Genomic DNA, 12,578 nt, shown 5'->3' with positions numbered 1-12,578 from the left:
GCGTGGATCGGCCAGACCCCCGGCCCGGGCAAACGAATGCGCCTGACCTGAACGAATCAACGTCAGATGGAAGCACGCTCGGCCAGGATTGGCAAAGGCCCGCGGCCGGCACGGCGCGCCGGCCGTGCCGGATCAAGCGCTTGCGGCGCTGCCGGGCACGCGCGAGGGGCACGGGTTGTGCGGTGCAAGGTCGGTGCCCGCGGGAGGCGCATGGAGGCGCGTTACAGGAACAGCGCGACCACGTCGTTGGTGAAACGCCGTCCCAGCTCGGTCGGACGCAGCAGCGGGCCGTCCTGGGTCAGCCAGCCGCGGGCCAGTGCCGTGTCCAGTTGTGGACGGATGTCGTCGGGGGACAGGCCGGTGCGGGCGATGAACTCGCCGAGCCGGAAGCCATCGACCAGGCGCAACGCGTTGAGCATGTACTCGAACGCCCGGCGCTCGGGCGCGACCCGGTCGTCGCCGCCGATCGCCGCGTCGGTGCCGGCGTCGGCGATGTAGCGGGCGGGGTGCTTTTGTTTCCACCGCCGCAGGATCTCCTGGTTGTGGCCGGAGGTGATCTTGCCGTGGGCGCCGGCGCCGATGCCCAGATAGTCGCCGTAGTGCCAGTAATTCAGGTTGTGCGCGCATTGGCGGCCGTCGCGGGCGTACGCGCTGACCTCGTACTGCGCGTAGCCGGCGTCGGCGAGCAGGGCCTGGCAGTGTTCCTGCATGTCCCAGCTGTGGTCCTCGTCGGGAATGCCCGACGGCGGCCGCGCCGCGAACACCGTGTTCGGTTCCAGGGTCAGCTGGTAGTGGCTGACATGCGCCGGCTGCAGGGCGAAGGCGCGTTCCAGGTCGCGCTCGGCCATCGCCAGGGTCTGTTCCGGCAGCGCGTACATCAGGTCGAGGTTGAGGTTGTCGAAGCCCGCGTCCTGGGCCAGCTTCACCGCCGCCTCGGCCTCGCCGCTGTCGTGGATGCGGCCCAGCCGTTTGAGACTGCCGTCGTCGAAGCTCTGGATACCGAAACTCAGCCGGTTGACCCCGGCCTCGCGGTACAGCTCGAAGCGGCCGTGCTCGGCGGTGCCGGGGTTGGTCTCCAGGGTCACCTCGCAGCCGGGGACGAAGCGCAGCCGCGCGCTGGCCTCCTGCAGGAAGCGGTCGATCGCGTCGGGCGGGAACAGGCTGGGGGTGCCGCCGCCGAAGAACACGCTGTGCACGGTGCGGCCCCAGACCAGCGGCAGGTCGTGGTCCAGATCGCGGATCAGCGCGTCGACGTAGTCCGCGAACGGCAGCGGGCCGCGCCCTTCGTGCGAGTTGAAATCGCAGTACGGGCACTTGCGCACGCACCAGGGCAGATGGACGTACAGCGACAGCGGCGGCGGCGACAGGTGCGGCATGTGCCTATTGTAGGAGCGGCGTAAGCCGCGAGGGCTTTTCCAGGAACGCCTCATCGCGGCTCACGCCGCGCCTACGGGTTCGCGTACAGGTTCGTGAGCTGCCGCTTCAGCGAGGCCAGCGCCAGGCCGCGATGGCTGATGCGGTTCTTCACCAGCGGGTCAAGCTGGGCGGCGCTGCAATCGTGGCCGTCGGGTCGGAATACCGGGTCGTAGCCGAAACCGCCGTCGCCGTGAGCTGTGGACAGGATGCGCCCGGGCCAGACGCCCTGCGCGATCAGCGGCTGCGGGTCCTCGGCGTGCTGCAGCAGCACGATCACGGCGATGAAATGCGCGCGACGGGCGGTCTCGGGCACCTCGGCAAGGGCGGTCAGCAGCTTGTCGATATTGGCCGCGGCATTGCCATGGCCGCCGGCATAGCGGGCCGAATACAGCCCCGGCGCGCCCCCGAGCGCGTCCACGCACAGGCCCGAATCGTCGCCCAGGGCCGGCAGGCCGGTCGCGCGGGCGGCGTGGCGGGCCTTGAGCAGGGCGTTCTCGACGAAGCTCAGGCCGGTCTCCTCGGCATCGTCGACGCCCAGTTCGCCCTGGGTCACGAACTCGACGCCGCCGTCGCCACCGAGCAGCTCGCGGAATTCGCGCAGCTTGCCGGCGTTGCTGCTGGCGATCACCCAGCGGGAGCGGGTCGAAACGGGGCCGGTGGCGGTGGATGCCGTCGAGGTCATGGCTGCCTGGGCTCCAGCAGATCCCAGCGGTTGCCGTACAGGTCCTCGAACACCGCGACCGTGCCGTAGGGCTCCTCGCGCGGCGTCTCCTGGAAGCGCACGCCCTTCGCGGTCATCACCGCGAAATCGCGCTGGAAGTCGTCGGTGTGAAGGAAGAAGCCGACGCGGCCGCCGTGCTGGTCGCCGACGGCGGCCTGCTGGCGCGGGTTGTCGGCGCGCGCCAGCAGCAGGCTGAACTGCCGGTCGCCGCCGGGCGCCATGCGCACCCAGCGCCTGCCGCCGCCCTGGTCCAGGTCCTCGAGCAGGGCGAAACCCAGCGCGTCGCGGTACCAGGCGATCGCCTCGTCGTAGTCGCGCACCAGCAGCGCGATCAGCGCGATATGCGGCTTCATCCGGCCAGCGCCTCGCGCTGCAATTCGATCAGGCGTTCGATGCCGGACTGCGCCAGCGTGGTCATCGCATCGAGCTCGTCGCGGCGGAACGCGTGCCCCTCGGCGGTGCCCTGCAGTTCGATGAAACCGCCGCCGTCGTTCATCACCACGTTCATGTCGGTGTCGCAGTCGCTGTCCTCGGCGTAGTCGAGATCGAGCACCGGCACCCCGCGATAGATGCCGACCGAGACCGCGGCGATCGCGCCGAACACCGGAGTGCGGCCGCAGGACGGCAACTTGATCGCGCCGCTGGCGACCAGGCCGTTGATCGCGTCGACCAGGGCGACATAGGCGCCGGTGATCGCCGCGGTGCGGGTGCCGCCGTCGGCCTGCAGCACGTCGCAGTCGAGGGTGATCGTGCGCTCGCCCAGCAGTCCGCGGTCGACGCAGGCGCGCAGCGAACGACCGATCAGGCGCTGGATCTCCAGCGTGCGCCCGCCCTGCTTGCCGCGCGCGGCCTCGCGGTCGCTGCGGGTATGGGTCGAGCGCGGCAACATGCCGTACTCGGCGGTGATCCAGCCCTCGCCCTTGCCGCGCAGGAACCCCGGCACCTTGTTGTCGACGCTGGCGGTGCACAGCACCCGGGTGTCGCCGAAGCTGATCAGCACCGAGCCCTCGGCGTGACGGGTGAAGCCGCGTTCGATGCGGATCTCGCGCAGTTGGTCGGGCGCGCGGCCACTGGGGCGCGCGATGGCGGGGGAACTCGCGGTCGGATCGGTCATCGGGCACGTCTATGCTGGATCGGGACGCAATTCTATCCGCTCGGGGGCCGGCCCTCGGCCTGCCGGCATCGCCGATCGCCCGATCCACGGCATGTTGCAGACGGCCGCAGGGCCGCCCCGGCGCCCGAAGTGGCATACTTCACGGCCGCATCGCAGCGCCCGGACGGCAGGACCACCCCATGATCCGCAGCATGACCGCCTACGCCAGTGGCGAGCGGGCGACGCCCTGGGGCTCGCTGACCTGCGAGCTGCGCTCGGTCAATCACCGCTTCCTGGAAGTCGGCACCCGCCTGCACGACGACCTGCGCTCGCTGGAGCCGGCGCTGCGCGAACGGATCAACGCGCGGCTGTCGCGCGGCAAGGTCGACCTGGTCCTGCGCATGCGCGCGCCGGAGGGCGAGGGCGCGCTGAAGGTCGATCCGACCCGCCTGCGCGAGCTGAGCGAACTGGCGATCGACCTGTCCTCGCGTTTCCCCGGCCTGCATACCGAGTTCGCCCAGCTGCTGCAGCTGCCGGGCGTGATGCAGGCGCCCGCGGCCGATGCCGCCGCGCTGCAGACCGAGGCACTGGCGCTGCTGGATGAGGTGCTGGACGAATTCGTCGCCGCGCGCGAGCGCGAGGGCGCCAAGCTGGCCGCGTTCATCGGCGAGCGGCTGGACGGGATCCAGGCCCATGTGGCGACCCTGCGCGAGCTGATGCCGGCGATCCGCGAGGCCCAGCGGCTGAAACTGCAGACCCGCCTGGGCGACCTGGCGCAGCCGGTCGAGCCCGGCCGGCTGGAGCAGGAGCTGGTGATCTGGCTGCAGAAGCTCGATGTCGACGAGGAGCTCGACCGTCTCAGCGCCCACATCGGCGAGGCGCGGCGGGTGCTGAAGCTGCGCGAAGCGGTCGGCCGGCGCCTGGATTTCCTGCTGCAGGAGTTCAACCGCGAGGCCAACACCCTGGGTTCCAAGTCGGTGGACGCGCGCAGTTCGGCCGCGGCGGTCGAGCTGAAGGTGCTGATCGACCAGGTCCGCGAGCAGATCCAGAACATCGAGTAATGAGGGGCGAGCAGTGAGGAGTGAGAGGAAGGCACCCGCGGATTTCCGCTCTCCTGACCGGGCGCGGGAATGGCGCCGGTCCGCTTCCCCTCACTCCTCACTCCTCTTCACTCACTTCTAATCCAAGTCCTATGCGTGGAACCCTGTTCATCGTCGCCGCCCCGTCCGGTGCCGGAAAATCCAGCATCGTCAACGCGGTGCTCGCGCGCGACCCGAACATCTGCCTGTCGATCTCGTTCACCTCACGCAAGCCGCGTCCGGGCGAGCGTCACGCCGAGCACTACCACTTCGTCGACGAGGCCGAATTCGAGCGCATGGTCGAGGCCGGCGACTTCTTCGAGCACGCGCGCGTGCACGGCGACTGGAAGGGCACCGCGCGGCAATCGGTGGAGCCGCAGCTGGCGGCCGGTCGCGACGTGCTGCTGGAGATCGACTGGCAGGGTGCGCGCCAGGTCCGCAAGCAGGTCCCCGGCGCGATCAGCGTGTTCATCCTGCCGCCGTCGCGCGCGGCGCTGGAGCAGCGCATGCGCAATCGCGGCCAGGACAGCGAGGAGGTGATCGCGCAGCGGCTGGCGGCCGCGCGCGAGGAAATGTCGCACTACGGCGAGTTCGACTACGTGATCGTCAACGAGCACTTCGCGATGGCGGTGGACGAGATGTGCGCGGTGTTCACCGCCAGCCGGCTGCGCAGGGAGATGCAGGTGGCCCGTCACGGCCGCCTGATCGGCGCGCTGCTGGCCGGGCCGGGTGGCGACGGGAGCGGGGACTGAGGGACGCCCCGACAGCGGGCATGCGGATCGCGGGTGGCCGCAGGATCAAGTACTTGCGCGCTTCGCCACGCCGCAATGGCACCGCGGTGGCGGCGGTCGCGTCGACCGGCGGGCGGGCCGGGAATTCCTAACTGACTGATTTCCAAGGGGCGGGCTTGCTTCGGCATGGCCGCAGGGGATAGACTGGCCGGCCCTCAAAGCCAGCATGACGGCCCAGCGCCGCCAGGAGCCCCATGGCACGCATCACCGTAGAAGATTGCCTGGAAGTGGTCGATAACCGCTTCGAACTGGTCATGATGGCCGCCAAGCGCGCGCGCCAGCTGGCCAACAACGTCGAGCCGATGATCGACAACAGCGAGTCCAACGACAAGCCGACCGTGCTGGCGCTGCGCGAGATCGCCTCCCGCGAGGTCGACGCCGAGTATATCGAGGCGGTCGAGAAGGCCGAGCGCGAGCGCAAGGAGCGCGAGGCGCTGGAGTGGGCCGCCGCCGAGGTGGTCGCCGACGAGGACATGTCCAAGAACGACGACTGAGCGCCGGCGCCGGCCGCGCGCCGGACGCCCTTCCAGTCGCCGCCTGGGCCGCAAGGCCGGACAGGTGTCAGCGGCCCCGCCCAGGCGGGGCCGTTGCGTTTTTGCGAGGTCCCGGTGCCGTGCGGACGTCGACCCGCAGCGGGACCTCCGCGGTGCTCGCCGGGGCCCGCCGCGCCGCGGCGAGTCGCGCGACGCACGGGATGTGCGTTCTCCCGCCACCCTGCTAGATTGCCCGTATGTCCGCACGTCCCGCCATGCCCGGCTCCAACCGCACCACGACGCAGTCCAGCGCCGACGCCGCGGTATTGCCGGACTATGTGCAGGACCTGGAGCGCGCCGCCGACTATCTGGACGACGCCCAGCGGCAGCGGCTGCGCCGGGCCTGGGCGGTCGGCGCGTCGGCGCATGCGGGACAGAACCGCAAGTCCGGCGAGCCGTACATCACCCATCCGGTCGCGGTCGCCCAGGTGCTGGCCGAGCAGGGCCTGGATGTCGAGACCCTGATCGCGGCGATCCTGCACGACACCATCGAGGACACGCCGGTCACCCGCGAGTGCCTGGCCGAGGAGTTCGGCGAGACCGTCGCCGAGCTGGTCGACGGCGTCACCAAGCTGGACAAGCTGCAGTTCCGCGACCGCGCCGAGGCGACCGCGGAGAGCTTCCGCAAGATGCTGCTGGCGATGTCGCGCGACCTGCGGGTGATCCTGATCAAGCTCGCCGACCGCCTGCACAACATGCGCACGCTCGGCGCGCAGGGCGCCGAGGCGCGCCAGCGCATCGCCCGCGAGACGCTGGAGATCTACGCGCCGATCGCCCAGCGCCTGGGCATGAACCTGATCAAGGCCGAACTGCAGGACCTGGGCTTCCGCGCCCTGCATCCGTGGCGCCACGCGGTGATCGAGAAGCGCATCCGCACCCAGCCGGTGGTGCGGCGCGAGGCATTGGTGCAGATCGAGGCCAACCTCGCCCAGCGCCTGGCCAAGGAGAAGCTGCAGCACCGTCTGATCAGCCGGGTGAAGTCGCCGTGGAGCATCTACACCAAGATGCGCGCCGAGCATAAGAGCTTCACCCAGGTGATGGACGTGTTCGGGTTCCGCATCGTGGTGCGCTCGGTGCCCGACTGCTATCACGCGCTGGGCGTCGTCCATGCCACCTACAAGCCGCTGGACGCGCGCTTCCGCGACTTCATCGCGATCCCGAAGGCGAACGGCTACCAGTCGCTGCACACCGTGCTGTTCGGTCCCTACGGCTCCCCGGTCGAGGTGCAGATCCGCACCGAGGAGATGGACCTGATCGCCGAGAAGGGCATCGCCGCGCACTGGTCCTACAAGGACGGCGGCGAGGGCCCGAACAGTGCCCAGAGCCGCGCCCACAGCTGGATCACCGGCCTGGTCGAGTCGCAGCACGCGACCGGCTCGTCGCTGGAGTTCCTGGAGAACGTCAAGGTCGACCTGTTCCCGGACGAGGTCTACCTGTTCACCCCCAAGGGCGACATCATGTCGCTGCCGCGCAATTCGACCGCGCTGGACTTCGCCTACGCGGTGCATACCGACGTCGGCAACCAGGCGGTGGCCGCGCGCGTGGACGGCAAGCTGTCGCCGCTGCGCACCCGCCTGACCAGCGGCCAGCGTGTCGAAGTGATCACCGCGCGGTCGTCGATTCCCAAGCCGCAGTGGCTGGAGTTCGTTGTTTCCGGCAAGGCCCGCACCGCAATCCGCCAGCAGCTCAAGCAGATCGGCCACGAGGATGCGGTGCAACTGGGTCACCGCATGCTCGATCGCGCGCTGGAGGGCCTGGATACCTCGCTGGACCGGGTGCCGCAGGTGCGCATCGACGCCTATCTGGCCGAGCACCGCTTCCCGCGCCTGGAGGCACTGCTGGCCGAGATCGCGCTGGGCAACCGCATGCCCAGCCAGGTCGCGCAGTCGCTGGCGCGGGAGACTCCGGGCGCGCCGGAACGGCGCAAGTCGGTGCGCGGGCCGCGGCCGGAGGACCGCATCCTGATCACCGGCGCCGAGCGCGGGGTGATCAGCTTCGCCCAGTGCTGTCTGCCGATTCCCGGCGACGAGATCATGGGCTATCACACCGCCGGCAGGGGCGTGGTCGTGCATCGCATGGACTGCCCGAATGTCGCCGAGTACCGCAAGTCGCCGGACCGCTGGGTGTCGATCGGATGGGACCGCGAGGTCTCCGGCGACTTCGCCGCCGCGCTCAAGATCGAGGTCGACAACCGTCCCGGCGCACTCGCCCAGGTGGCGGCCGCGGTCGCCGACGCGGAGTCGAACATCGACCGAGTCGAGTACCTGGAGCGCGACACCCATGTCGCGGTGATGAAATTCTCGATCGAGGTCGCCGACCGCCGCCATCTGGCCGACGTGATCCGGCGCGTGCGACGCCTGCAGGTGGTGCTGGGCGTGCAGCGGATCTGACCCGCGATCCCCGGGCTGCGCCCGGGAACCCGCAAAGTTTGCTGCGCAAACCTTGGGCCCCACCGTTGCGCTTCCACACCCCCATTCGCGCCGATGGCGCGAATCGCCTGACTCAGGGGGTTGGGTCACCTGTCCCTCTCTCGTAGGAGCGGCGTGAGCCGCGAGGGCCTTCCCATGAATGCTTCATCGCGGCCTACGCCGCTCCTACGGGAGCCCATGCGAGACCGGGGCGCGTCGGTTTGAATGGCGCGGGCTTCGGCGACGGTCGCCGGCCATCCGGCTCGACTAGACTTGCAGACCCGTCCAAGGAGTCGACGCATGAGTCGCCAGATCATCCACACCGACAACGCCCCGGCCGCGATCGGTCCGTACTCGCAGGCGGTCCGCGCCGGCAACACCGTTTACCTGTCGGGCCAGATCCCGCTGGATCCGGCCACCGGCGAGATCGTTTCCGGCGACATCAGCGCACAGGCGCGGCGTTCGTTCGAGAACCTCAAGGCGGTCTGCGAAGCCGCGGGCGGATCGTTGGCGCAGGTGGTGCGGCTCGGCCTCTACGTCATCGATCTGGGCGACTTCGCGGCGGTGAACGCGGTGATGGGCGAGTACTTCCAGGCCCCGTATCCGGCCCGCTCGACGATCGAGGTCGCCGGCCTGCCCAAGGGCGCGGCGTTCGAGGTCGACGCGATCCTGGTGCTGTAGGAGCCCACGCAGGAACGGCCATAGCCGCGATGGAGCCTTAACGGGAAACTCCCGGTCGCAGCTTACGCAGCTCCTACGAAACCCGTTCTGGAGCGCACGGACACTCCGTCAGCCTCTCTGGTCGGCGCGGCGGCTCAGTTCGCGCGCTGACGCATCTCGCGCGGGGCCATCCCGGTCCAGCGCTTGAACGCGCGGCGGAACTCGCGCGCGTCGCGGAAGCCGACCGCGGCGCCGACCTCGGCGATGCGCGCGTCGGGACGGCGCAGCAGCGCTTCGGCGGCCTCGCGCCGGACCCGGTCGTGGATCGCCTTGTAGCTGGTGCCGGCATCGCACAGGTGGCGGCGCAGGGTGCGTTCGGTCAGATGCAGCTCGGCGGCGATGTCGATCAGCCTGGGGGCGTCGGCCAATTGCAACAGCAGCAGACGCTCGACCGCGCCGACGATCTCGTTGACCGGGCGCTCGGACGGCATCTGCTCGCGGCACAACGCCAGCACGTGGGCGGCACTGGCCGGGTTGTGGGCCGGCATCGCGACCTGCAGCCAGCGTCGCTCGATCACGACCCGGTTGCAGCCCGCATCGAAGTCGACCGCGCAGCCGAACACCCGCGCATAGTCGGCGGCATGCGCCGGCGCCGGGTAGGCGAGTTCGGCGGCCAGCGGGCTGAAGCCTGGGCCGAGCAGGCCGCGGCACAGCATCAGGCAGCTGGCGAACAGCTCCTCGCACAGGAACGGCTCGATCTCCGCCTCGCGCGTGCGCATCCGTGCCGACACCGCGACGCAGTCGCGGCCATCGCCGCCGCGGCAGGGCTCCAGTTGCAGCTCCATCATCGCGCCGGTGATCGGTGCGTAGTGGATGCCGATCCGCAGCGCCTCGCCGAAATCCTCGGCGGTCAGCATCGCCAGCCCGAGCAGGCCGAAGTGGCCGACATCCTGACGTTGCCCGATCACCAGGCCATGAGCCTGGCCGGGCAGGCTGCGCAGGGCGCGGCGGACGATCTCGCAGGCCTGGCGATAGGACAGGTAGACCGGCGGGTCGGCCTCGAACTGCGCGCGCTGCAGACGCAGGCCGGTGAACCAGCCTTCGCACGCCACACCGAGCTCGTCGGCCCGCGCGATCAGCCCGGCGACGATGCCGCTCTTGATGTTGACGACATGGAGCTCGGCGGGGTCCGGGAGGTCGTTCGCTGACATACGCTGGCGTAGCTTGTCCGGTTTGCCCCCCATTCTATGCCGGCCTGGCCCTCACGCCCGTGCCACTGGTCATTGGAGACTTCGATGACAGCCGGATGACGGCGGCATCGACAGAGGCAGCGATGAGGGGCATCACGATGGCGGGCATCTCGAAGATGGATGGGGGCGGGCGGCCGCCGCGCGCGCGCCCGATCCGGCGCGTGGTGCTGGCGGCGGTCGCGGCGGCGGTGCTGGGCGCCTGCGGCGATGGCGGTTCGGATTACGTGCCCAGCGCCAGTGTGGCCGAGGGTGACGCCGCGTTCGCCCAGGTCCTGCGCGAGAAGCTGCTCGACGCCAGGCCCGGCGACGTGATCGAGGTGCCGCCGGGTCGCTACAGCTTCGATCGCGGCCTGAGCCTGCGGGTGGACAACGTGACCCTGCGCGGCGCCGGCCAGGACAAGAGCGTGCTCAGCTTCAAGGGCCAGAAGGCGGGTGCCGAGGGCCTGCTGGTCAATGCCAGCCACTTCACCATCGAGAACCTGGCGATCGAGGACGCCAAGGGCGACGGCCTGAAGGTCAACGAGGGCGAGCACATCACCATCCGCGGGGTGCGGGTGGAGTGGACCGGCGGCCCGGACACCGGCAACGGCGGCTATGGTCTGTATCCGGTGAAGACCCGCAACGTGCTGATCGAGGATTCGATCGCGATCGGCGCGTCCGACGCCGGCATCTATGTCGGCCAGTCGCGCGAGGTGATCGTGCGCAACAACCGCGCCGAGTACAACGTCGCCGGCATCGAGATCGAGAACACCGTCAACGCCGACGTGCACGGCAATCTTGCGACAAACAACACCGGCGGCATCCTGGTGTTCAACATGCCGGCGCTGGAGCAGCCCGGCGGCAACATCCGGGTGTTCGGGAACCGGGTCGTGGCCAACAACACCGCCAACTTCGGCGCCAAGGGCACACCGGTGGCGAGCGTGCCGGCCGGCAGCGGCGTGGTGATCAATTCCAACGACGATGTCGAGATCTTCGACAACGACATCCAGGACAACAAGACCGCCAACATCATCGTCTCCAGCGTCTATTCGACCGGTTACAAGGACGACAGCCGCTCGGACAGCTTCGACCCGTATCCGGAGCGGATCTCGGTGCACGGCAACCGCCTGTCCGGCGGCGGCGACGCGCCCGACGGGCTCGACCTGAAGGCGCTGAAGGTCTCGGTGTACGGCCTGCGCGGCCGCTTTCCCGACGTGCTGTGGGACGGCTACCTCAACACCGACCTGGAGGGCGGCCCGCAGATCTGCCTGCGCGACGTGTCGGGGGTGATCAATGCCGATGGCCCCGGCGGCTACAAGAACCCCAGTCAGGACCTCGCCGGCCACGACTGCCGGCTGCCGCAACTGCCGACGGTGGACCTGCGGCGTGGCTGAGGCGCTGTGGAGGCACGACGCCCCGGCGGCACTGTCGGGGTGGCGTGCCGCGGCGCTGGCGGTCCTGATGGTCGCACTGGTCGCCTGCAAGCCGGTTTCCGGGCCGGTGCGCTTCCATGCCGAGGGCCAGCCGGCGACGCTGTCGGAATGGAACCTGTTCGTGCGCGAGGACGGGGTGATGGCGCCCAGCGCCGGCGTCGTCCCCTACGACCTCAACACGCCGCTGTTCTCCGATTACGCGCACAAGCTGCGCACGGTGTGGATGCCCGAGGGCAAGGCGGCCGTCTACGACGGCGAGGCGACGTTCGATTTCCCGGTCGGCACCATCATCAGCAAGACCTTCTATTACCCGCGCGTGGCCGGCGAGGCGGCTGACAGCGACGCGGTGCTGCGCAGCCAGGGCGGCGAGGGCGCGCTGGCCGGCGGCCGCCTGCAGCTGGACAAGGTGCGCCTGATCGAGACCCGTCTGCTGGTGCGGCGCGAGGCAGGCTGGGTCGCGCTGCCCTACGTGTGGAACCGCGAGCAGACCGAGGCGCGGCTGATGCGCAGCGGCGAGCTGGTACCGCTGACCCTGGTCGAAGGCGACGACGGCGCGGGCGGCCGCGAGTCGGCGTTGTACCAGGTCCCCGACCAGAACCAGTGCGCGGGTTGCCACGGCACCGAAATCCGCAGCCGCGCGCTGGAGCCGATCGGCCCGAAGGCGCGGCATCTGAATCGCGACTTCGATTATGTCGATGCCGATGGCAGCCCGGTGCGCGAGAACCAGTTGCGGCATTGGCGTGCGCAGGGCTATCTGCGGGACCTGCCGGCCGATGGTGCGATGCCGCGGGTCGCCGACTGGCGCGATGGAACGCAGACCGTCGAGGCGCGCGCGCGCGCCTATCTGGACGTCAACTGCGCGCATTGCCACAGCCCCGGGGGCCCCGGCAACACCTCCGGCCTGTGGCTGGGCAGCGCGGTCGATCAGCCGCTCAGGCTGGGCCGATGCAAGCTGCCGATCGCGGCCGGGCACGGCACCGGCGACCGCCGTTTCGGCATCGTGCCGGGCCATCCGGAACGTTCGATCCTGAGCTATCGCATGATCAGCACCGATCCGGGCGTGATGATGCCCGAGCTGGGGCGCAGCGTCGTCCATCGCGAGGGCGTGGCCCTGATCGAAGCCTGGATCGCGGCCCAGACCGGCGAGTGCGGAGACGCCGGATGAGCGCATCGCCGGGCCGCTGTGCAACCGAGTGCGACCCCGGCGGAAAACGC

Annotated in this window: 12 protein-coding genes; 7 read left to right on the top strand and 5 right to left on the bottom strand. The window is 70.0% G+C overall.

What is annotated here, in order from left to right; translation table 11 throughout:
• Nucleotides 1–221 precede the first annotated feature (221 nt).
• The 4 genes from hemW to rph form a co-directional block, all read right to left on the bottom strand.
• Nucleotides 222–1,376, bottom strand: a complete 1,155-nt coding sequence (hemW, locus tag C9I47_RS14800) for a radical SAM family heme chaperone HemW (RefSeq protein ID WP_111267441.1) — start codon at nucleotides 1,374–1,376, stop codon at nucleotides 222–224.
• A gap of 71 nt (nucleotides 1,377–1,447) precedes the next feature.
• Complete coding sequence (rdgB, locus tag C9I47_RS14795) at nucleotides 1,448–2,098, bottom strand: RdgB/HAM1 family non-canonical purine NTP pyrophosphatase (protein WP_111267440.1); 651 nt, start codon at nucleotides 2,096–2,098, stop codon at nucleotides 1,448–1,450.
• Nucleotides 2,095–2,490 carry a VOC family protein gene (locus C9I47_RS14790; protein WP_111267439.1) on the bottom strand — a complete coding sequence of 132 codons (396 nt, stop codon included), beginning with the start codon at nucleotides 2,488–2,490 and terminating at the stop codon, nucleotides 2,095–2,097. The genes rdgB and C9I47_RS14790 overlap by 4 nt, the downstream gene beginning before the upstream one ends.
• A complete protein-coding gene (rph, locus tag C9I47_RS14785; protein ID WP_111267438.1) occupies nucleotides 2,487–3,251 on the bottom strand; it encodes a ribonuclease PH in 765 nt (254 codons plus the stop codon). The genes C9I47_RS14790 and rph overlap by 4 nt, the downstream gene beginning before the upstream one ends.
• Before the next feature lie 179 nt (nucleotides 3,252–3,430).
• On the opposite strand from rph, the gene C9I47_RS14780 reads away from it, so the two are divergent.
• From C9I47_RS14780 to C9I47_RS14760, 5 genes are all read left to right on the top strand, one after another.
• Nucleotides 3,431–4,291 (top strand): YicC/YloC family endoribonuclease, encoded by an 861-nt coding sequence (locus C9I47_RS14780; protein WP_111267437.1) that lies wholly within the window; start codon nucleotides 3,431–3,433, stop codon nucleotides 4,289–4,291.
• Between the two features lie 131 nt (nucleotides 4,292–4,422).
• Nucleotides 4,423–5,061, top strand: coding sequence for a guanylate kinase (gene gmk / locus C9I47_RS14775; RefSeq protein ID WP_111267436.1), 639 nt, complete (start codon nucleotides 4,423–4,425; stop codon nucleotides 5,059–5,061).
• Nucleotides 5,062–5,294: 233 nt separating this feature from the next.
• Nucleotides 5,295–5,594 (top strand): DNA-directed RNA polymerase subunit omega, encoded by a 300-nt coding sequence (gene rpoZ / locus C9I47_RS14770; protein ID WP_111267435.1) that lies wholly within the window; start codon nucleotides 5,295–5,297, stop codon nucleotides 5,592–5,594.
• A 254-nt stretch (nucleotides 5,595–5,848) separates the two neighbouring features.
• Nucleotides 5,849–8,023: a RelA/SpoT family protein gene (locus tag C9I47_RS14765; protein ID WP_111267434.1), complete on the top strand. Its 2,175-nt coding sequence runs from the start codon at nucleotides 5,849–5,851 to the stop codon at nucleotides 8,021–8,023.
• A gap of 318 nt (nucleotides 8,024–8,341) precedes the next feature.
• On the top strand, nucleotides 8,342–8,722 hold the full coding sequence (locus tag C9I47_RS14760; RefSeq protein ID WP_111267433.1) for a RidA family protein: 381 nt from the start codon (nucleotides 8,342–8,344) through the stop codon (nucleotides 8,720–8,722).
• Nucleotides 8,723–8,856: 134 nt separating this feature from the next.
• On the opposite strand, the gene C9I47_RS14755 is transcribed toward C9I47_RS14760, so the two are convergent.
• On the bottom strand, nucleotides 8,857–9,912 hold the full coding sequence (locus C9I47_RS14755; protein WP_190238524.1) for an AraC family transcriptional regulator: 1,056 nt from the start codon (nucleotides 9,910–9,912) through the stop codon (nucleotides 8,857–8,859).
• A gap of 122 nt (nucleotides 9,913–10,034) precedes the next feature.
• Between C9I47_RS14755 and C9I47_RS14750 the strand changes: the two genes are divergently transcribed.
• The gene (locus C9I47_RS14750; RefSeq protein WP_223250166.1) at nucleotides 10,035–11,324 is read left to right on the top strand and encodes a parallel beta-helix domain-containing protein; all 1,290 of its coding nucleotides are present in this window, start codon (nucleotides 10,035–10,037) and stop codon (nucleotides 11,322–11,324) included.
• Nucleotides 11,317–12,528, top strand: coding sequence for an SO2930 family diheme c-type cytochrome (locus C9I47_RS14745; protein ID WP_223250165.1), 1,212 nt, complete (start codon nucleotides 11,317–11,319; stop codon nucleotides 12,526–12,528). The genes C9I47_RS14750 and C9I47_RS14745 overlap by 8 nt, the downstream gene beginning before the upstream one ends.
• Nucleotides 12,529–12,578 lie beyond the last annotated feature (50 nt).

The sequence above is a fragment of the Marilutibacter maris genome, assembly GCF_003233695.1.
Lineage (GTDB): Bacteria > Pseudomonadota > Gammaproteobacteria > Xanthomonadales > Xanthomonadaceae > Marilutibacter > Marilutibacter maris.
The sequence above is the reverse complement of the archived record's forward strand: the minus strand, read 5'-3'. Positions and strand labels throughout refer to the sequence as shown.

Coding starts and splice junctions, on each gene's coding strand:
- hemW (WP_111267441.1), bottom strand. CDS start 1,376: ATGCCGCACCTGTCGCCGCCGCCGCTGTCGCTGTACGTCCATCTGCCC.
- rdgB (WP_111267440.1), bottom strand. CDS start 2,098: ATGACCTCGACGGCATCCACCGCCACCGGCCCCGTTTCGACCCGCTCC.
- C9I47_RS14790 (WP_111267439.1), bottom strand. CDS start 2,490: ATGAAGCCGCATATCGCGCTGATCGCGCTGCTGGTGCGCGACTACGAC.
- rph (WP_111267438.1), bottom strand. CDS start 3,251: ATGACCGATCCGACCGCGAGTTCCCCCGCCATCGCGCGCCCCAGTGGC.
- C9I47_RS14780 (WP_111267437.1), top strand. CDS start 3,431: ATGATCCGCAGCATGACCGCCTACGCCAGTGGCGAGCGGGCGACGCCC.
- gmk (WP_111267436.1), top strand. CDS start 4,423: ATGCGTGGAACCCTGTTCATCGTCGCCGCCCCGTCCGGTGCCGGAAAA.
- rpoZ (WP_111267435.1), top strand. CDS start 5,295: ATGGCACGCATCACCGTAGAAGATTGCCTGGAAGTGGTCGATAACCGC.
- C9I47_RS14765 (WP_111267434.1), top strand. CDS start 5,849: ATGCCCGGCTCCAACCGCACCACGACGCAGTCCAGCGCCGACGCCGCG.
- C9I47_RS14760 (WP_111267433.1), top strand. CDS start 8,342: ATGAGTCGCCAGATCATCCACACCGACAACGCCCCGGCCGCGATCGGT.
- C9I47_RS14755 (WP_190238524.1), bottom strand. CDS start 9,912: ATGTCAGCGAACGACCTCCCGGACCCCGCCGAGCTCCATGTCGTCAAC.
- C9I47_RS14750 (WP_223250166.1), top strand. CDS start 10,035: ATGAGGGGCATCACGATGGCGGGCATCTCGAAGATGGATGGGGGCGGG.